The organism is Frondihabitans peucedani (genome assembly GCF_039537585.1).
Taxonomy (GTDB): Bacteria; Actinomycetota; Actinomycetes; order Actinomycetales; family Microbacteriaceae; genus Frondihabitans; species Frondihabitans peucedani.
Map to the genome: position 1 here is coordinate 1,294,024 of NZ_BAABAU010000001.1, position 18,910 is coordinate 1,312,933.

Sequence of the window (18,910 nt, forward strand, 5' to 3'; positions counted from 1 at the left end):
CGACCGGCCCGGACAGGCACCGAGAAGCGAAAACCATCCGCGCAGCCGGTTTGTTCACCCCGGCTCTGGCGGCCTCACCCGGGCGGGTGAGTCCACGGCGGCCGGTACCCTCGCAGGATGACCGCCACGCACCACGTCTCGCTCACATCCGCGCTCGACCCGGTGGTCCTGTACCGGATCCTGCGCCTCCGCGTCGACGTCTTCGTCGTCGAGCAGCGCGCCGCCTACGCCGAGCTCGACGGCCGGGACATCGAGGAGCACACCCTGCAGTTCTGGACGCAGGACGACGACGGCGAGGTCCTCGCGACGGTGCGCCTCCTCCACGACGGCGACGATCGCAGGATCGGCCGGGTCGCCACCGCGCTCAGCGCCCGCGGGCACGGCCACGCCGCACGCCTCATGCGGCAGGCCGTCGACCGGAGCGAGGGGCGCACCATCCGCCTCGACGCCCAGGCGCGGCTCGAGCCGTGGTACGGGCGCTTCGGATTCGTGCGTTCGGGCGCCGAATTCGTCGAGGACGACATCCTGCACATCCCCATGACGCGCCCGGCCGACTGACCGCCCGAGACACCGAACGAACTCTTTCGTCTGGAATCCGGTCCTTGCGCTCGGCCGCGCCATACACTCGCAGAATGGCACGCCGTGAGACCCCACCACGCGAACGGATCCTGCTCGCCGCCCACACCGAGTTCGCCGAGCGCGGCCTCGCCGGAGCGCGCGTCGACACCATCGCCCGCTCGGCCGAGGCGAGCAAGGAGCGCCTCTACGCGCACTTCGCGACCAAGCGCGACCTCTTCGACGCAGCCCTCGGCGCGAGCGTCGACCGCTGGGTGGCAGCCGTCCCGTTCGACGCCCGCGACCTCAGCAGCTGGGCCTCGAGGCTCTACCTGCACTTCTCCGAGCACGTGGACGACGCGCGGCTCCTCCTCTGGGGGCAGATCGAGGGCGTGACCCTCGCGAGCCCCGGCGCCGTGGATCACGCCGAGCTCGAGGCCCGGCGCCAGGGGGTGAGGGACGCCCAGGCCACCGGGATCATCTCGTCGGACTGGCGGAGCGAAGAGGTGCTCACGATGACCTTCGGGCTCGTCCTGTCGTGGTTCGTGACGCCCGTGACGACGAACGTGCACCTCGAGGACACCGCGCGCCGGGCCCTCGTCGTCGGGGAGGCCGTCCAGCGTCTCCTCGCCACCGGCCCGCTGCCCCGGCCCGAGGGCGACCTCGCGGCGACCTGACAGCCAGTCGGTGCGCCGCCCGGAGTAGCGTCGGCAGCGATGACTACCGACTCCCTCTCCCCAGAACTCACCGACCTCCTGGCCTCCGTGCCCGAGGCCCCCGTCACGACCGAGACCGTCCGCTTCGACAGCGACGGGACGCCCCTCGAGGGCTACCTGGCCCGGCCCGCCGACGTGTCCGGCAAGCGACCCGGCGTCCTCGTCCTGCACGACTGGTTCGGCATGGTCGACCACGTCAAGGTGCGGGCCGAGATGCTCGCGCGCCTCGGCTACGTCGCCTTCGCCGGCGACATCTACGGCGCCGACTCGCAGCCTGCCGACGGCGGCGAGGCCGGCGAGCTCGCCGGGAGGTTCTACGGCGACGTCGAGCTGTTCCGCGCCCGCGCGCTGGCGAACCTCGAGAAGCTGAAGGCCGACCCCGACGTCGACCCGTCGCGGATCGCCGTGATGGGCTACTGCTTCGGCGGGTCCGCCGCGCTCGAGATCGCCCGCACCGGTGCCGAGATCGCCGGTGCCGTCGCGTTCCACGGCCGGCTCGAGACGCAGGCTCCCGCGGAGCCCGGCAGCATCACGGCGCCCGTGCTCGTGCTGACCGGAGCCGACGACCCCGTCGTGCCGCCCGAGTCGGTCCTCGGCTTCGAGGACGAGCTCCGCGCGGCCGGCGCCGACGACTGGCAGGTCGTCAGCTACTCGGGTGCGCTGCACGCGTTCGCGGTGCCGGGCACGAACTCGCCCGAGCACGGAGCCGCCTTCCAGGAGACGGCCAACCGCCGCTCGTGGGTCGCGATGCGCGACTTCTTCGACGAGGTCCTGGGCGAGTAGCACGGCCGCCGGCGTCGGCGGTCGGCGCCGCAGGACGGCAGCGGCACCGCGCCGCGGACTGGTGCCGCTGCCGACGCGACCCGCCGACGGGCCCGGCTACGCGCCCGGCGCCCCGGCGGCGAGCTGCCGCAGGGTGATCACCGTGCGGACGGCCGCCGAGGCCGCCTCGTCGCCCTTGTCCTCTTTCGATCCTGGGAGCCCCGCCCGGTCGAGGCCCTGCTGTTCGTCGTCGAGCGTCAGCACGCCGAAGCCGACAGGCTTGCCGGTGTCGAGTGCGACGCGGGTGAGACCGGAGGTCGCGGCGTCCGAGACGAAGTCGAAGTGCGGGGTGCCCCCGCGGATGATGACCCCGAGGGCCACCACCGCGTCGGCACCGGCGTCGAGCGCCGCCTTGGCGACGACGGGCAGCTCGAAGCTGCCGGGCACCCGGACGACGGTGGCGGTGGCGTTCATCGCCTCGAGGCTCCGCAGCGCTCCGGCCAGGAGGCCCTCCGCGATCTCGGTGTGCCAGGTGCCGGCGACGACGGTGACGCGGACGCCGGTGCCGTCGACGGGCTCGCTGGTGGGTGCTCCTTCGCCGCTCATGCGGTTGCTCCTTCTGCTGCGGGGGTGACGGGGTGATCAGACGACTGGTCGAGCCACTCGATCAGCTGCGCGATGGTGACGACGGGCACGCCCTCGCGGGCGCCGAACTCGCGGAGGGCGGGCAGGCGCATCATGTCCCCGTCGTCGGCGACGATCTCGCTGATGACCCCGACGGGACGGAGACCGGCGGCCACCATGAGGTCGACGGCCGCCTCGGTGTGGCCGGCACGCACGCGGACGCCGCCCGGCAGGGCCCGCAGCGGCAGGATGTGCCCGGGTCGGTGCAGATCGGCGCGCTCGGACGCAGGATCGGCCAGCACCCGCAGCGTCCGCGCGCGATCGTGGGCGCTGATGCCCGTCGTGACCCCCGCCGCCGCGTCGACGCTCACGGTGTAGGCGGTGCCGCGGGCGTCCTCGTTGTGCTCCACCATGGGCGGGAGGTCGAGGCGGTCGGCGATCTCGGCTGTCATCGGGGCGCAGACGAAGCCGGAGGAGTGCCGCACCGTCCAGGCGAGCCACTCGGTGCTCGCGAGCTCGGCCGAGAGGACGATGTCGCCCTCGTTCTCGCGGGACTCGTCGTCGGCGACGATGACGGGCCGGCCGAGGCGGAGGTGCTCGAGGGCCGAGTCGACGGTCTCGTGAGCGGCGGGACCGGCGGGCACGCCGGTCACAGGTCGACCGTGGCGACGGGCGAGGCGTCGAGAGCCGCGGTCGCGGCCTCGTCGATCCGGAGCATCCTGCGAACGTGTCGAGCGATGACGTCCGTCTCGACGTTGACCCGGTCGCCGACCTGGAGGACGCCGAGCGTGGTCGCGGCGAGGGTCTCGGGGATGAGCGAGACCTCGAACCAGCCGTCGGCGGCGCCGGCCTCGCTGATGTCGCTGACCGTGAGGCTCACGCCCTCGAGCGTGACCGAGCCCTTGTCGACGAGGAGCGGCGCCAGGTCGTCGGGCAGACTGAAGCGGAGTCGGCGCCAGGCGTCGCCCGGGTGGACCTCGAGCAGTGTCGCCGTGCCGTCGACGTGGCCCTGGACGATGTGGCCGCCGAGCCGGTCGCCGACGCGCGCTGCGCGCTCGAGGTTGACGGGGGATCCTGCGACGAGCGACCCGATGGTGGACATCGTCAGCGTCTGCTTCATGACGTCGGCCGTGAACGACGACTCGGTGCTGTCGACGACGGTGAGGCACACCCCGCTGACCGAGATGGAGTCGCCGTGGTGCACGCCCTCGACGGCCAGCGGACCGCGGACGCTCAGCCGCACGGAGTCGCCGTTGTCGTCGATGCGCTCGACGCGGCCGAGTTCTTCGATGATGCCTGTGAACACGTCAGCGCACCGCCAGGGTGACGGCCACACGGGTGGGTCGGCTTGCCATGTCGTTCTCCGGTCTGCTCGAGACGCACTCCGGGGAAGGGTCGGCCGACGGCCGCCGCCCACGCGCACCGGTGCAGACCGGACGCCTGGGCACGCGCTGCCTCCTATCCGGACTTTCACCGTCGGTACTGGAATCACACCAGTTCAGCCGCGCACACATCGACAGGATCTCGACGTGCGCACGGGTCGCGGACTTTACCGCCGGTTCAGAATTTCACTGACCCCGGAGCGCGTTGCTTGATTCAAAACTAGCACCGCCGCCCCGCGTGCGACTCCGGGTGACGGCGGGCCTCACTCGACGATCACGCCGAGCTGCGCCGCGAAGAGCTCGGCGAGGAGGCTCAGCTGCGAGTCGTCGATGATCGCGCCGCGGAGGCCGTCGAGTCCGTCGATCCGGTCGAACGTCGACGAGCGGAGGTCGACGGAGGAGAGCGACGCCCCCGAGACGTCGAGGGTGCCGATCCGGCAGTCGACGAGAGCGACGCGAGTGGCCCGGACCTGCCCGAGGTCGAGCTCGCCGATGGAGCAGCCCTCGATCACCACGTCGGTCAGGACCGAGCCGCGGAGGTTCAGGAAGTCGATCTTGCCGCCGGAGATCCTGACCGACTCGAGCGAGGCGTCGAAGAGCTCCGCCGACCCCCAGCGCGGTCGGTCGATTCTGATCGTCCGCCAGGTGGTCCGCGCGGCCGACAGCTCGGGCGCGAAGGAGTCGGTGACGACCGACTCGATGAAGCGGCTGCCCCGGAGCCTCGTCGATCCGAGGGTCAGCCCCTCGAGGAGGCACTCCGAGAAGGTCGACCCCTCGAGGTCGTACTCGCTGAGATCGGCGGAGGCGACGTGCCGGGCGTCGTGCGACTCGCGCGAGCCGAGCTCCTCCGCGGCGATCTCGGTCAGGTCCTGGGGGTCGGGCTCGTCGACGCGCGGCGCTTCGAGACCCTTCTTCGGTTTCGCCATGCCAGAACGGTACCGTCGATCCATGACCCTCCCCGTCCTGCTGATGCTCGTCCACGACGGCTCGTCCGTGACCGCCGTCGAGGAGCGCGATCCTGCCCTCCCCCAGGTCGGCGTCCTCGACCTGGGCGTGACCCGCGGCGACGGCGTCTTCGAGAGCATCGGCGTGGTCGGCGGCCGTCCGCAGGCGCTCGAGGCGCACCTCGCGAGGCTCGTGCGGTCGGCCGAGCTGCTCGACCTGCCGCGGCCCGACGTCGACGTCTGGCGCTCGGCGATCCTGCGCGGGATCGAGATCGCAGGATCGGAGGCGCTCGAGTCGGAGCTGCTGGTGAAGCTCGTGCTCACGCGCGGCCTCGAGGGCGGCAGTGCGCCGACCGGGTGGGTGCACGTGTTCGACTCCGGCGACTACTCCGGCGACCGCGCCGGCATCGCTGTGGTGACCCTCGACCGCGGCTACCGGAGCGACGTCGCCGTCACGTCGCCGTGGCTCCTGCAGGGGGCGAAGACGCTCTCGTACGCGGTCAACAAGGCGGCTCTCCGCGAGGCGGCCCGGCGCGGCGCCGACGACGTCGTCTTCGTCTCGTCGGACGGCATCGTGCTCGAGGGGCCGAACTCCACCGTCATCGCCCTCCTCGACGGCGTCTACGTGACCACGCCGCCGTCGCTCGGCGTGCTCGAAGGGACGACGCAGGCGGCCTTCTTCGCCGACGCCGAGGCGCGCGGTGCAGCGGTGGAGTACCGCGCCTTCACGGTCGAGGAGCTCCGCCGCGCGTCGGCCGTCTGGCTCGCGTCGAGCGGGCGGCAGATCGCCCCGGTGGTCAGCCTCGACGGGGTCGAGCTGTCGGGCGACCCGGCGTCAACGTCGGAGACTCTGAAGCGGCTGCTCGCGCGCTGAGCCCGAGAGCGCGGTCCGGCGAGGGCCGACAGGAGCGGCGAGGCGGCCCTCCCGTCAGCACTCGATGACGTTGACGGCGAGGCCCGCTGCGCTCGTCTCCTTGTAGTTCGACGACATGTCGCGGCCCGTCTGCCGCATGGTCTCGATCACCGTGTCGAGGCTGACGAAGTGCGCACCGTCGCCGAGGAGCGCCAGGCGCATGGCCGAGACGGCGGTGCCGGCGGCGATGGCGTTGCGCTCGATGCACGGCACCTGGACGAAGCCGCCGACGGGGTCGCAGGTGAGGCCGAGGTGGTGCTCCATCGCGATCTCGGCAGCGTTCTCCACCTGCCGGGGCGTGCCTCCGCGAACGGCGGTCAGACCGGCCGCCGCCATCGAGGCCGCGGTGCCGACCTCGCCCTGGCAGCCCGCCTCGGCCCCCGAGATCGAGGCGTTGCGCTTGTAGAGCGACCCGACGGCCGCGGCCGTGAGCAGGTACTCCCGGACGATGGCCGACCGCGGCACCCCGAGGAACCGCTGCGCGTAGAGCCCGACGGCGGGAATGATGCCGGCCGCCCCGTTGGTCGGCGCCGTCACGACCCGCCCTCCCCCGGCGTTCTCCTCGTTGACGGCGAGCGCGAACGCCTGGAGCCACTGCGGCGCCGCATCGGGGGCGTCGGGCTCGGCCGACAGGCGAGCGGCGACCGCGCGCGCCCTGCGAGGCACCTTCATCCAGCCCGGCAGGAGCCCCGTGCCCCGGAGCCCGGCCTCGATACACCCCTCCATCGCCGACCAGCGCTCCTCGAGCCCGCGCTCGACGGCGTCCTGGCCGTTCAGGGCGCACTCGTTCTGCCACGCGACGTCGGCGATGCTGAGGTCGAGCCGCTCGCACACGGCGAGGAGGTCGAGGGCGGTGTCGAAGCCGAGGGGCGCCTCCTGCTGCGGCAGGGCGCGATCCTGCTCGCCCTCGCGCACCACGAAGCCGCCGCCCACCGAGAAGAAGACCTCGCGCGCGAGACTCTCTCCAGCCCGGTCGAAGAGCTCGAAGGCGAGAGCGTTCGGGTGCTGCGGCAGCCGGGTCAGCGGGGCGAGGACCAGGTCGCCCGCGGCGAAGGGGACCTCGACCTGGCCCGACAGCCGGACGACGCCGGCCTCCTCCACCCGCCTGAGGAGGCCGCGGACCACGGCCGGATCGCACGTCTCGGGATCGTGCCCCTCGAGTCCGGCCACGACGGCGTCGGGCGTCCCGTGGCCGAGACCGGTGGCCGCCAGCGAGCCGAACAGGGTGATGCCGACCCGGGCGATGCCGGTCGCGGCGCAGGATCGGAGCGCCTCGTCGGCAAAGGACCTCGCCGCCCGCATCGGGCCCACCGTGTGCGACGACGAGGGCCCGATCCCCACCGAGAACAGGTCGAGGGCGGAGACGTACTGCGTGGAGCTCATCCGTCGAGGGTACGCTCCGGCTGCGCCGGCGCCGGGCCGGTGGGCTGCGCCGTGGCCTGCGCCGGGCCGGCACCCGCGCCCTTCGCGTACTGCTCCATCGCACCGCCCATCTGCCCGAGGAACCGCACGACGACGTCGAGCTCGACGTCGGTGTAGCCCGACATCACCGCGTCGGTGAGGCGGCCGAGCGGCGCGAAGAACCCGCGCGCGATCTGCTGAGCGTGCTCGCTGTAGTGCACCCGCACGATCCTGCGGTCGCGCTCGTCGCGCCGACGCTCGACGTGCCCGGCGCGGGTGAGGCGGTCGATGACGCCGGTCGCCGCGCCGGAGGTCAGGCCGAGGGCGTCGGCGATGCCGCCGGGCGTCGCGGGGGACCCTGCCGCCTCCTCGTGCATGACGAACAGCAGAGCGTCGAGGTCGGAGTGCGCGAGGCGCTCCTGCTGCGAGAAGGCCTGGGCGACGTGCCGCGACTGCGTCGTGAGCACCTGCAGGCGGGTGACGATGTCGGCGCGGAGCTGGCGCCTCGCGTCGTCGCTCGTCGTGGGATCAGGGGTCATCGGGGTTCCTCCTCACTTGCAGAATCTACTCGGGCAGAGTACAACTCTCAGTGACTAAGAGATCTATTCGCTAAGGAATCATGATGCGCACCCTCTCCGCCGCCTTCCGCTCGCGCAGGTCGTCCTGGCTCGTCCTGGCCCTGACGGCTCTCGCCGTGGCCCTCCTGTTCGCCCTGCTGCCCGCCGGCAAGAGCGACTCCTTCCCCGCGTCGGGCCTGCCCTCGTCGGCGGAGTCTGCGAGGGTGACGAAGCTGCTGAAGAGCTTCCCGTCGGCGGACACGACCGTCGGCATCGTCGTCTTCGACCGCGGCGACAGGGCCCTGACCGACGCCGACAAGCAGGCCGTCGCCTCGCGCGCCGCCGATCTCGCCGACCTCTCGACCGTGCCGCAGGCGGTGCGCCCGCAGTTCAGCGACGACGGCACCGCCGCGATCCTGGCCGTCCCCCTGTCGAGCCGGACCGTGCAGGACGACGTCGCGAAGGCGGCGACGTCGCTCCGGTCGGCCGCCTCCAGCGGTCTGCCCGACGGCCTCACCGCGCAGCTCACCGGCCCGGTCGGATTCCAGGACGACATCGCGAACTCCTTCGCGGGCGCCGACTTCCGCCTGCTGCTCGTGACCGTCCTCGTGGTCGCCGTGCTGCTGATCGTGACCTACCGGAGCCCGGTGCTCTGGATCGTCCCGCTCGCCGTGGTCGGTGCGGCCGACGGTCTGGCGGGCGTCGTCGTCAAGGCGCTGGCCGAGCCGTTCGGGCTCACCGTGGACGCGTCGATCTCGGGCATCCTCTCGGTGCTCGTCTTCGGCGCCGGGACGAACTACGCCCTGCTCCTCGTCGCCCGGTACCGCGAGGAGCTCACGCGCACCGACGACCGCTTCCGCGCCATGCGCACCGCGTACTCGAGCGCGGGGCCGGCGATCGCCGCGAGCGGCGGGACGGTCGCACTGAGTCTCATCACGCTGCTCGCCGCGTCGCTGTCGAACAACCGCGCGCTCGGCTTCGCCTGCGCGGTCGGCGTCGTGATCGCGATCCTGTTCGCCCTCGTGGCCCTGCCGGCTGCGCTGGTGGTCTGCGGCCGCGGGCTGTTCTGGCCGTTCGTGCCGCGGCGGGCGGCGTCGGTCGGTGCTGAGGGCGGTGCCGGTGCGAGTTCCGAGGCCGGAGACACCGGAGACACCAGCGACACCGGCGACACCGGCGACACCGGCGACACCAGCCTCACCGAGGCCGAGGCGCGCGGCTTCTGGGCAGGGCTCGGCCGCCGCGTGGCCCGCCGACCCGTCGCCGTCTCGGTCGCGGCCGTCGCGGGGCTGGCGATCCTGAGCCTCGGGCTCTCCGGGTACGCGGTCGGCCTGTCGCAGACGGCGCAGCTCCTCGGCGATCCGGCGAGCGTCACCGCCCAGAAGGTCATCGACCGCTCGTTCTCGGCCGGGCTCACCAGCCAGACCACGGTGCTCGCGCCGACCTCCGCCGCCGGCCGCGCCGTCGACATCGCGAAGGCGACGAAGGGCGTCGAGTCGGCGACCGCGGGCGAGACCCACGCGGGCCGGACGAGCATCGCCGTCTCGCTCAGCGCCGAGCCCGAGAGCGACGCGGCCTTCGCGTCGATCGACCGGCTCCGGAGCGCCTACTCGGACGCCGGCGGCACCGTCGCCACGACCCTGGTCGGCGGGACCGACGCGACCGCCCTCGACACGCAGAACGCCGCGAAGCACGACCAGGACCTCGTCATCCCGATCATCCTCGCCATCGTGTTCGCCGTGCTGGCCGTCCTCCTGCGCTCGCTGGTCGCCCCGGTCCTGCTCATCGCGAGCGTGCTGGCGACCTTCTTCGCGAGTCTCGGGGCGTCGACGTTCCTGTTCACGCATCTGCTCGGCTTCCCGGCCCTCGACTCGAACGTGACCCTGTTCGCGTTCCTGTTCCTGGTGGCGCTCGGCGTCGACTACAACATCTTCCTGACGACGAGGGCGCGGGAGGAGCGCGACCGCCACGGCACCCGCGAGGGCATGATCCGAGCGCTCGCCTCGACCGGCGCCGTGATCACGAGCGCGGGCATCCTGCTGGCCGCGGTGTTCGCGGTCCTGGGGGTGCTGCCGGTGGTCGCCCTGACCCAGATCGGCGTGATCGTCTGCATCGGCGTGCTGCTCGACACGCTCGTCGTGCGGACGGTGCTCGTGCCCGCCCTGGTGTTCCTGACCGGCGACCGGTTCTGGTGGCCGACGCGCGTGCGGCGCTCCGAGCACGTGGCGACCGCGCGGTAGCCCGCCGGAGGCGCGGCGTCCCAGAGGAAGCGAGGAGCCGTCAGAGGCGCAGGATCAGCCGCCGCCCGAGGTGCCGCGCGTACTCGGCCGCCCGACGCTCGACGGCGGAGGCAACCGCCCCCGGCAGCGGTGCGAACGGCTCCACCTCGACCTCGACCGAGGCGTCCGCCGACGTGGCCGAGCCGACGAGCGACCGCCGCCACACCCCGACGACGACGCCGTCGACGGTCAGGACCGCGCTGAAGAGCCCGTTCGAGTGCGGCACGACCCGCGCGAAGTCGGCCGCGGCGAGAGTCGCCGAGCGGTCGCGGTACCCGAGCAGCAGTTCGTCGAAGGGCGGCAGGAGGCGCACGTCCGGGCCGCCGGCCCTGTCGGCACCGAGGGCGCCGGCTCCGGCGCTACGCGCGCTGACGAGGAGCCCGTCGTCGTGCCGCTCGACGGCGTCGCCCGCGAGTGCCACGGCGCGCTTCGCCTCGGTCACCGTGAGTCCGCCCCACCAGGCGAGGTCGTGGACCGTCGCCGGTCCGTGGCCCGAAAGATAGCGGTCGGCCAGTCGGGCCAGCGCCTCGTCGCGGTCGAGGCGCTCGGCGTCGGGCAGCCACTCGTCGAAGAGCACGAGGGTCTGCTCGGTTCCGTGGGCCGGACCGAGGACGATCACGGCCTCCCCCGCGATCCTGCGGATCAGGTGCGACCCGCGGCCGCCCGAGGTCTCGAGCCCGGCCTCGTCGAAGGCCCGGAGCAGAGCGGCCCTGGGCAGCGCTCGGCCGCCCGCGAGGACGTCTCTCGCCACGGAGGCCGCGGTGACGAAGTCGCCCTCGACGAGACCGGCCCTCCGCCAGATGCTCGCGCTCGCGGCGAAGGAGCGCGGGGCGGCGAGCTCGGTCAGCCAGCGTGCGTCGTGACGGGCGACGATCAGCAGGGTGCCGCGCATCGGCCAGGTCCGGACGACCGTGCCGCTCGCCAGAGCCTCGTCGACGTCGCTCCGGAGGCCGGTCGACCGCAGCGCGAGCGCCCACTCCGCCCCGTGGAGATCCTGCGCCTGCGTGGCCAGCAGCCGGTGGGCGGCCCCCGCGACCGACGGCTCGGCGGGCCCCGCGACACCCTGGGCGGCGAGGCGTCGACGCGCGATCTCGGCCGGCTCCATGCCGACACTGTGTCACGGGAACGGGATGTTCACCCCCGAACGCGTGACTGGAGTGACCCCTGTCGCCTACCCTGACCCCACGGTGCCGTCGTTCAGGGTCGACGCCGCTCATCGGGGAGGTCGTCGTCATGCAGCACACCATCGAGAATCCCGGCAGGATCACGCGCTCTCGCGCCGTCCTGGCGGTGGCGGCTCTCGCCGCGTCCAGTCTCGCTCTCACGCTCGGCGGTCACGCCGGCGCGGCCCACGCCGCCGAGGCGAGCGCGTGGGGCTCCTTCACCGTCACCGGGTCGGCGCGCGCCTACACCGGCACGATGACCCTCCCGGGCGGCTTCCCGGACACCGCGTTCACGAGCACCTCTCGCTACGCCACCGTCGTCACGGGCGCGAGCACCTGGCAGGCGGCCTCTACGCCTCCCGGCGGCCTCTACGGATCGAGCCGGAACCAGACGTACCTCAACCAGCGGCCGGCCGCCGACAACCCGACGTCGCCCGCGATCACCACCTACACCTTCGCCACGCCGACTCCCGCGAGCGGCTGGTCGTTCGTCCTCGGCGACATCGACGCCGACCAGGCGACCGTCTCCGCAACGGCTGTCGACGGCTCGGCCGTCCCGATCGCCGACCTCGGCTTCCAGGGCGCCTACAACTACTGCCAGCGCGCCGGGGGTCCGTCGTGCACGGGGATCGGCCTGACCGACGTCCCGACCTGGAACCCGACGACGGGTGTGCTGCAGGGGAACACGGCGGCGACCGACACCTCGGGCGCCTCCGGCTGGTTCAGCCCGTCCGTGCCGCTCAAGACGCTGACGATCAGCTATCAGGAGCGCTCGGGGCTGCCGGTCTACCAGACCTGGTTCGCGACCAGGACCTTCTCGCCGTCCGGCACGGTCACCGTGAACGGCACGCCCGTCTCCGGGGTCCCGCTGACGATCCGCGACGCCTCGGGCGCCGTCGTCGGCACGACCACGAGCGGGGACGACGGCACCTGGAGCCTCCCCGGCCTCGTGTCGACGAGCGGCTACACCGTCGGGGCGGGCACACCGCCGGAGGCTGCCGCGCTCCCGCGCCTGGCCTTCGACACGCTCGACGCCGACACCCCGGGGCTCGACTTCGCGTTCACGGTGCCGACGGTGGCGGTGACCGGGACGATCGACGCGGCCGACGGCGATCCTGCGGCGGGAGAGCCGATCGTCTTCACACCCGTCGCCGACGGTCTCCCCGAGGTGTCCACGTTCACGGATGCCGACGGCGGCTTCACGGCCGACCTCGTGCCCTCGCAGGCCTACACCGCCGTGATCGGCGATGCGACCGACCAGCCGATCCCGTTCACGGCGCCCGAGGCCGACGGCCCGCTCGACGCGCCGCTCGTGCAACCGGCTCCCCCGGCTCCCCCGGTGACGACGCCCGCGACGATCGAGGTGACCGGCACCGCTCTGACGGCCTCCGGCGATCCTGCGGCGAACGAGACGCTCGTCTTCACCCCGGACGACGACTCGCTGCCGTCGACGACCGTCACCACCGACGAGACCGGGGCCTTCACGGCCGACCTCTTCCCGTCGGAGCCGTACACGCTCGTCGTCGGTGGCGCGACCGGGCAGCCGATCCGCTTCACGACGCCCGCCGCGGCCGGCCCCCTCGCGGTGCCGCTCGTCCAGCCGGCAGCGGCATCGACGACACCGCCGCCGACGGTCACCCCGGGCTCGACGTCGACTCCGGCCGAGCTCGCGATGACCGGGTCGACCCCCGCCGTGCCCGCCTCGGTCGCGATCCTGCTGGCCCTCGCGGGCTCCGCCCTCCTGATGCGGGAGCGCGCCGGGAGGCGCCGCACCGGCCGGGAGTAGCGTCGGGCCATGGACCACGTCACACTCGGACACGGCGACGCCGCCCTCGACGTCGCACGCATCGGACTCGGCTGCATGGGTATGTCGGCCTTCTACACGGGTAGCGGGACCGACGACGCGGAGTCGATCCGCGTCGTCCACCGCGCGATCGACCTCGGAGTCACGCTCTTCGACACCGCCGACATGTACGGCCCGTTCACCAACGAGCGCCTCCTCGGACGAGCCCTCGCCGGCCGCCGCGACGGGGTCGTCGTCGCCACCAAGTTCGGGAACGTCACCGACCCCGAGGTGCGGAAGAACCGCCCGATCGACGGCAGGCCCGACTACGTGAGGAAGTCGGTCGACGGCTCGCTCTCCCGCCTCGGGATCGACTACATCGACCTCTACTACCAGCACCGCGTCGACACGGCCGTGCCCATCGAGGACACGGTCGGCGCGATGGCCGAGCTCGTCGAGGCCGGCAAGGTGCGGCACCTCGGGCTCTCCGAGGCGGCTCCCGCCACCATCCGCCGCGCGCACGCGGTCCACCCGATCACGGCGCTGCAGACGGAGTACTCGCTCTGGTCGCGCGAGCCGGAGGACGAGATCCTGCCGACGATCCGCGAGCTCGGCATCGGCTTCGTGCCCTACTCGCCGCTCGGTCGCGGGTTCCTGACCGGCCGGATCCGCAGCGTCGACGACCTCGACGACGACGACTTCCGCCGCTTCAACCCGCGCTTCCAGGGCGACAACCTCACCGCCAACATCGCGATCGTCGAGGCGGTCGACCGGGTGGCCGACGAGGTGCACGCGACGGCCGGACAGGTGGCCCTCGCCTGGCTGCTCGCGAAGGGCTCCGACATCGCGCCGATCCCCGGCACGAAGCGCGTCGCCTACCTCGAGGAGAACGTGGCCGCCGACGGCGTCGCGCTCACCGACGAGCAGGTCACGGCCCTCGACGACATTGCGTCGCCCCGCGGCGAGCGGTACGGCGACATGTCGAGCGTGAGCAGGTAGGCGAGCACCGGGTGAGCGAGAGCATCCGGCAGAGGGTCGTCGTCTCGGGGCTCGTGCAGGGCGTGGGCTTCCGCTACTGGACGGTGCAGGAGGCCACCAGGATCGGCGTCTCGGGCGATGTCACGAACCGCGCCGACGGCACCGTCCTCGCGCACGTCGAGGGTGCGGCCGACGACGTCGACCGGCTGGTCAACTGGTTCCGCGCCGGCGGTGCCCCGAGCGCGCGCGTCGACTCCGTCGAGGTGACGGACGAGCCGCCCGTCGGCGCGAGCTCGTTCGACATCGTCTAGCGGCTCGATGCGGGCGGGCGCCTCGCTGCGAGCAGGCGACGCGTCAGGCGGAGTGGCCCGTGAGCAGGGTGCGCGGGTTCTGCGAGAACACGGCGTGGTTGAACACGCGGCCGAGCTCGGGATCGCGCGGCTGACGGAACGGCCGGTCGGAGCCGTGCACGAGCGGGCCGACCCCGACGATCCTGGCCATGGCGTCGATGGCGCGCTCGTCGTAGGCGCTCGTCTCGTAGAAGACGTTGGGATCGCTCTTCGGCGGCCGGCCGCTCCGCGACGACGCCGCGGCGAGCGCGAGCGGCGCCAGCCCCGCGAGAGCGACGAACGCGATGCGGAGGCTCGGGTGCTGCTCGTGGCCTCCCTCGTTCCAGGTGAGCCACGCGGCCTTCAGCTGCTCGGCGCGCGGAAGCGTGTCGGAGGTGGCGACGCCGTGGTTCGGCGTCGCGACGACGTGCCGTGGGTGCACGAGCACGGGCTTCCGGGCCTCCTCGACCAGCGCGAGCACCGGTCGCAGGCGCTCGAGGTCGGCTGCCGTCGCCAGGTGAGTCGCCGGGACCTGGAGACCGACGACCCGCTCGTGGGCCAGGATCGCGCGGAGGCCGTCGAGGTCGAACTCCCCGCAGGGCGTCGCGGCCCAGACCCGGAACGGGTCGCCGAGCGCGAGGGCGGAGCGGTGCCAGATGTCGATGAGGGCCCGGGCGTCGTCGGCCGGGAGGTCTTCCACGCGGAGGTTGCCGGGGAGCGACACGAGGACGTCCGCCTTGCCCTCCGCGAGCTCGCGCATCCGGCGCCGCTCGACGTCGTGGGCGAGCGGGTTGAGGGAGTACGGAGACTCGCCCTCGGTGAGGAGGGTCCAGTCGTCGATGAGGCGCGGCACCACGGTGCGGCTGCGGAGGGCCGCGAGGAACTCCGGCGGCATCAGGTGCTGGTGGAGGTCGATGCGGGTCGCGACGGCGGCCGGCGGTGAGGCCGGGGCCGGCGCAGCGGCAGACGGACGGGGAGCCGTACGGGGAGACGCCGCCTCGAGCATGGTGCAAGTGAATCCCCTCCTGCCGCCCCCGGTCAAATCGGTGTCGGAGGCCGGCCCTAGGCTTCCTGCATGACCAGCGAAGACGACCTCGTCACCGGGCCCGACGGGCTCGCCCGTCCGCGCTGGGCGGCGTCCGACGAGCGCATGCGCCTCTACTACGACACCGAGTGGGGCATGCCGGTCCGCGACGAGCGGGGGCTGTTCGAGCGGCTGAGCCTCGAGGCGTTCCAGTCGGGGCTTTCCTGGTCGACGATCCTGAACAAGCGGCCCGCGTTCCGGCTCGCCTTCCGCGACTTCGACCCCGACGTCGTCGCGCGGTTCGACGACGGCGACCGGGCGCGGCTCCTCGCCGACGCCGGCATCGTCCGCAACCGGCTCAAGATCGACGCGACCATCGACAACGCCCGCGCCACCGTCGCCCTCCGCGACGAGGGCGGCCTGGTCGACCTCGTCTGGTCGTTCCGCCCCGAGGAGACGCCCGCGCCGACGACGGTCGCCGAGATCCCGGTCACCTCGCCCGAGTCCGTCGCCCTCTCGAAGGCCCTGAAGGCGAAGGGGTTCCGCTTCGTGGGGCCGACGACGATGCACGCCCTGATGGAGGCCACCGGCATCGTCGACACGCACCTCGTCGGGAGCCACCGGCGCGGCACTTCGGGCGTCTGGTCAGGATCCCCACCTGCGTCGAGTAGAACTGTCCCGTGACCACCACAGATCAGACCGGCGTGACCGACGCGCTCGAACAGGGCCAGCAGTCCCGAGCGCCGAGAGGCTCCCTCCGGGCCTGGCTCCTGCAGGGCGCCAACGCGCAGGCCGGCAAGCACCCGGGGCCGCACGCCGAGACGGTCGAGAAGACGCACTCGTGGTGGCGGGTCATGTGCCTCACCGGCGTCGACTACTTCTCGACCCTCGGCTACCAGCCGGCCATCGCCGCCGTCGCCGCCGGGCTCCTCTCCCCGTTCGCCACGATCGTCCTCGTCCTGCTCACGCTGCTCGGCGCGCTGCCGGTCTACCGCCGGGTCGCCCGCGAGAGCTTCAAGGGGTCGGGGTCGATCGCCATGCTCGAGCGGCTGCTGCCGTGGTGGGGCGGCAAGCTGTTCGTCCTCGTCCTGCTCGGCTTCGCCGCCACCGACTTCATGATCACGGTGACCCTGTCGGCGGCCGACGCCACCGCGCACGCCATCGAGAACCCGTTCGCGCCGTCCTGGTTCCACGGGGCGCAGATCCCGCTGACCCTGTTCCTCATCGCGCTGCTCGCCGTCGTGTTCCTCCGCGGCTTCAAGGAGGCCATCGGCATCGCGGTCGTCCTCGTCGCGATCTACCTGACGCTCAACGCCGTCGTCATCATCGTGTCGTTCGGCCACATCGCCGAGAACCCGGGCGTCGTCGACGACTGGTGGAGGGCGCTCACGACGCAGCACGCCAACCCGCTCGCGATCATCGGCATCTCGCTGCTGGTGTTCCCGAAGCTGGCGCTCGGCCTGTCCGGGTTCGAGACCGGCGTCGCCGTCATGCCGCAGATCACCGGCGACGAGAGCGACACCCCCGAGCTGCCTCGCGGCCGGATCAGAGGCGCCAAGCGCCTCCTCGCGACCGCCGCCGTCGTGATGAGCTGCTTCCTCATCACCTCGAGCATCGTCACGACGCTCCTCATCCCGCAGAAGGCGTTCCAGTCGGGCGGGCCCGCCAACGGCCGCGCGCTGGCGTACCTCGCCCACCAGTACCTCGGCAACGGCTTCGGCACCGTCTACGACGTCTCGACCATCTTCATCCTGTGGTTCGCCGGCGCCTCGGCCCTGGCCGGCCTCCTGAACCTCGTGCCGCGCTACCTCCCGCGCTACGGGATGGCGCCGCAGTGGGCGTCGGCGGTGCGCCCCCTGGTCCTGGTGTTCACGGCCATCGGGTTCCTGATCACGATCCTGTTCCAGGCCGACGTCGACAAGCAGGGCGGCGCGTACGCGACCGGCGTGCTCGTGCTCATCACCTCGGCCTCGGTGGCGGTGTTCCTGTCCGCGCTCCACAAGCAGCAGCGGAAGCGCACGATCGGCTTCGGTGCCGCCGTGGCGGTCTTCGGCTACACGACCGTGCTCAACATCATCGAGCGGCCCGAGGGCGTCCGCATCGCGGCCCTGTTCATCGTCGGGATCTTCGTGGTGTCGATCCTGTCGCGCATCCGCCGGTCGTTCCAGCTGCGGGCGACGAGCGTCTCGCTCGACGACGCGGCGCTGTCGTTCGTGCAGGAGGACGCCGACGAGTACGGCGCCGTCCGGATCGTCTCGAACGAGCCCGACGACGGCTCCCGCCTGGAGTACAAGACGAAGCTCGCCGACGAGCGGAAGGCGAGCGGCATCCCGATGCGGTCGCCGATCATCTTCCTCGAGGTCTACCCCGACGACTCGTCCAACTTCGAGGAGGACCTCGAGGTCCGCGGCGTCACGATGCACGGCTACCGCGTGCTCAAGGTCCGAAGCGGCAACGTGCCCAACACGATCGCGACGATCCTGCTCGAGATCCGCGACGTCACCGGCGTCAAGCCCGACATCTACTTCGAGTGGACCGAGGGCAGCCCGATCTCGAACATGTTCAAGTTCCTGGTCACGGGTGTCGGCGAGGTCGCCCCCGTGACGCGCGAGGTGCTGCGCCGCGCGGAGCACGACCGCGCGCGGCGGCCCGACGTCCACGTGAGCTAGTCGGCGCCACCGCGTCACGGGATACGCACCGCGTCTCGTCCTGACGGGACGCGGTGCGTCAGGCGTGACGCGGTGAGCTCAGGCCTTGCGCAGCGGCCGCACCGAGACGCTCTCGGCGACCGCGTTGCCCGGCAGGTCGACGACGAGGCGGACGGCGTCGGCGACATCCTGCGCGGCCAGGTAGAAGTCGGTGTCGTAGGTGCCGCCCTGCTTGGCGACGAGGGCGCGCTGCATGTCGCTGTCGGTGCGCCCGGGGTGCACCGAGCTCACCCGGACCCCGTTCCCGCGCTCCTCCTCGCGCAGCGCGTCGGCGAAGGCCCGCAGCGCGAACTTGCTGGCGGCGTAGACGCTGCCGCCCGGGTTCGACGCGAACCCCGAGCCGGAGTTGATCAGGATCACCGTCCCCTCGGCTCGCCGGAGCGCCGGGAGTGCCAGCCGGGTCACCTCCGCGACCGCCACGACGTTCACCTCGAGCACCTGCCGCCAGGTGACCCGGTCGGTCTCCTCGACTGTCGCGCCCGCCTCGATCCCGGCGGAGTGGACGACGACGTCGAGACCGGAGTCGGGGACGTTCTCGAGGAACCCGTCGAGGGGCTCCTCGCCGGCGAGCTCCACGGCCCAGGTCGACGCCGACGGCAGGGTCGCGGCGAGGGCGTCGAGGGCCCCCTGGTCGCGACCGGCGAGGATGACGTGGTGCGTCCGGCCGAGGTCCTCGGCGATCGCGCGGCCGATCCCCCGGGTCGCTCCGGTCACGAGGGCGGTGGGAAGGGGGGAGGGCGCGCCGAGGCCGGCTGTGCTGTCGAAGACCATGACCCCATCCTGCCCGTCCGCTAG

Annotated in this window: 18 protein-coding genes, 1 pseudogene and 1 riboswitch; of the genes and pseudogenes, 10 read left to right on the top strand and 9 right to left on the bottom strand. The window is 72.6% G+C overall.

Going from position 1 to position 18,910, the window contains the following annotated elements; all coding sequences use genetic code 11:
• Positions 1–117: 117 nt before the first annotated feature.
• From ABD733_RS05975 to ABD733_RS05985, 3 genes are all read left to right on the top strand, one after another.
• A complete protein-coding gene (locus tag ABD733_RS05975; RefSeq protein ID WP_344794097.1) occupies positions 118–558 on the top strand; it encodes a GNAT family N-acetyltransferase in 441 nt (146 codons plus the stop codon).
• 74 nt (positions 559–632) lie between these two features.
• Positions 633–1,232, top strand: coding sequence for a TetR/AcrR family transcriptional regulator (locus ABD733_RS05980; RefSeq protein WP_344794098.1), 600 nt, complete (start codon positions 633–635; stop codon positions 1,230–1,232).
• 39 nt (positions 1,233–1,271) lie between these two features.
• Positions 1,272–2,054, top strand: a complete 783-nt coding sequence (locus tag ABD733_RS05985; RefSeq protein WP_344794099.1) for a dienelactone hydrolase family protein — start codon at positions 1,272–1,274, stop codon at positions 2,052–2,054.
• A 96-nt stretch (positions 2,055–2,150) separates the two neighbouring features.
• Here the strand turns inward: ABD733_RS05985 and ribH are convergent, their stop codons facing one another.
• The 4 genes and pseudogenes from ribH to ABD733_RS06005 form a co-directional block, all read right to left on the bottom strand.
• The gene (ribH, locus tag ABD733_RS05990; protein WP_344794100.1) at positions 2,151–2,639 is read right to left on the bottom strand and encodes a 6,7-dimethyl-8-ribityllumazine synthase; all 489 of its coding nucleotides are present in this window, start codon (positions 2,637–2,639) and stop codon (positions 2,151–2,153) included.
• 11 nt (positions 2,640–2,650) lie between these two features.
• Positions 2,651–3,301 (bottom strand): annotated as a pseudogene (gene ribB / locus ABD733_RS05995) (3,4-dihydroxy-2-butanone-4-phosphate synthase); the annotation flags it as partial.
• A 5-nt stretch (positions 3,302–3,306) separates the two neighbouring features.
• Positions 3,307–3,963 carry a riboflavin synthase gene (locus ABD733_RS06000; protein WP_344794101.1) on the bottom strand — a complete coding sequence of 219 codons (657 nt, stop codon included), beginning with the start codon at positions 3,961–3,963 and terminating at the stop codon, positions 3,307–3,309.
• Between the two features lie 138 nt (positions 3,964–4,101).
• Positions 4,102–4,247, bottom strand: a riboswitch (FMN riboswitch).
• A gap of 55 nt (positions 4,248–4,302) precedes the next feature.
• Positions 4,303–4,965, bottom strand: a complete 663-nt coding sequence (locus ABD733_RS06005) for a pentapeptide repeat-containing protein (RefSeq protein WP_344794102.1) — start codon at positions 4,963–4,965, stop codon at positions 4,303–4,305.
• A gap of 22 nt (positions 4,966–4,987) precedes the next feature.
• Here ABD733_RS06005 and ABD733_RS06010 point away from each other — a divergent pair, with 22 nt between their 5' ends.
• Complete coding sequence (locus ABD733_RS06010; RefSeq protein WP_344794103.1) at positions 4,988–5,857, top strand: aminotransferase class IV; 870 nt, start codon at positions 4,988–4,990, stop codon at positions 5,855–5,857.
• A gap of 54 nt (positions 5,858–5,911) precedes the next feature.
• On the opposite strand, the gene ABD733_RS06015 is transcribed toward ABD733_RS06010, so the two are convergent.
• Complete coding sequence (locus tag ABD733_RS06015) at positions 5,912–7,279, bottom strand: L-serine ammonia-lyase (protein WP_344794104.1); 1,368 nt, start codon at positions 7,277–7,279, stop codon at positions 5,912–5,914.
• Entirely contained in the window at positions 7,276–7,836 is a 561-nt protein-coding gene (locus ABD733_RS06020; protein ID WP_344794105.1) for a MarR family transcriptional regulator, read from the bottom strand. Before ABD733_RS06020 ends, ABD733_RS06015 begins: the two co-directional genes overlap by 4 nt.
• Positions 7,837–7,919: 83 nt before the next feature.
• Here ABD733_RS06020 and ABD733_RS06025 point away from each other — a divergent pair, with 83 nt between their 5' ends.
• The gene (locus ABD733_RS06025) at positions 7,920–10,091 is read left to right on the top strand and encodes an MMPL family transporter (protein ID WP_344794106.1); all 2,172 of its coding nucleotides are present in this window, start codon (positions 7,920–7,922) and stop codon (positions 10,089–10,091) included.
• A gap of 40 nt (positions 10,092–10,131) precedes the next feature.
• Here the strand turns inward: ABD733_RS06025 and ABD733_RS06030 are convergent, their stop codons facing one another.
• Positions 10,132–11,235: a winged helix DNA-binding domain-containing protein gene (locus ABD733_RS06030; RefSeq protein WP_344794107.1), complete on the bottom strand. Its 1,104-nt coding sequence runs from the start codon at positions 11,233–11,235 to the stop codon at positions 10,132–10,134.
• Positions 11,236–11,363: 128 nt separating this feature from the next.
• On the opposite strand from ABD733_RS06030, the gene ABD733_RS06035 reads away from it, so the two are divergent.
• Genes ABD733_RS06035 through ABD733_RS06045 form a run of 3 tightly spaced genes read left to right on the top strand, consistent with a single transcriptional unit; the run spans position 11,364 to position 14,365 of the window.
• Positions 11,364–13,079, top strand: coding sequence for a hypothetical protein (locus tag ABD733_RS06035; protein ID WP_344794108.1), 1,716 nt, complete (start codon positions 11,364–11,366; stop codon positions 13,077–13,079).
• A gap of 9 nt (positions 13,080–13,088) precedes the next feature.
• Positions 13,089–14,075: an aldo/keto reductase gene (locus ABD733_RS06040; RefSeq protein WP_344794109.1), complete on the top strand. Its 987-nt coding sequence runs from the start codon at positions 13,089–13,091 to the stop codon at positions 14,073–14,075.
• An 11-nt stretch (positions 14,076–14,086) separates the two neighbouring features.
• Complete coding sequence (locus ABD733_RS06045; protein ID WP_344794110.1) at positions 14,087–14,365, top strand: acylphosphatase; 279 nt, start codon at positions 14,087–14,089, stop codon at positions 14,363–14,365.
• A 43-nt stretch (positions 14,366–14,408) separates the two neighbouring features.
• Here the strand turns inward: ABD733_RS06045 and ABD733_RS06050 are convergent, their stop codons facing one another.
• Positions 14,409–15,389 carry an amidohydrolase family protein gene (locus tag ABD733_RS06050; protein WP_344794111.1) on the bottom strand — a complete coding sequence of 327 codons (981 nt, stop codon included), beginning with the start codon at positions 15,387–15,389 and terminating at the stop codon, positions 14,409–14,411.
• A 69-nt stretch (positions 15,390–15,458) separates the two neighbouring features.
• On the opposite strand from ABD733_RS06050, the gene ABD733_RS06055 reads away from it, so the two are divergent.
• Positions 15,459–16,091, top strand: coding sequence for a DNA-3-methyladenine glycosylase I (locus ABD733_RS06055; RefSeq protein WP_344794112.1), 633 nt, complete (start codon positions 15,459–15,461; stop codon positions 16,089–16,091).
• Positions 16,088–18,076: an APC family permease gene (locus ABD733_RS06060; RefSeq protein ID WP_425552863.1), complete on the top strand. Its 1,989-nt coding sequence runs from the start codon at positions 16,088–16,090 to the stop codon at positions 18,074–18,076. The genes ABD733_RS06055 and ABD733_RS06060 overlap by 4 nt, the downstream gene beginning before the upstream one ends.
• Positions 18,077–18,154: 78 nt before the next feature.
• Here the strand turns inward: ABD733_RS06060 and ABD733_RS06065 are convergent, their stop codons facing one another.
• Complete coding sequence (locus ABD733_RS06065; RefSeq protein WP_344794113.1) at positions 18,155–18,886, bottom strand: SDR family oxidoreductase; 732 nt, start codon at positions 18,884–18,886, stop codon at positions 18,155–18,157.
• Positions 18,887–18,910 lie beyond the last annotated feature (24 nt).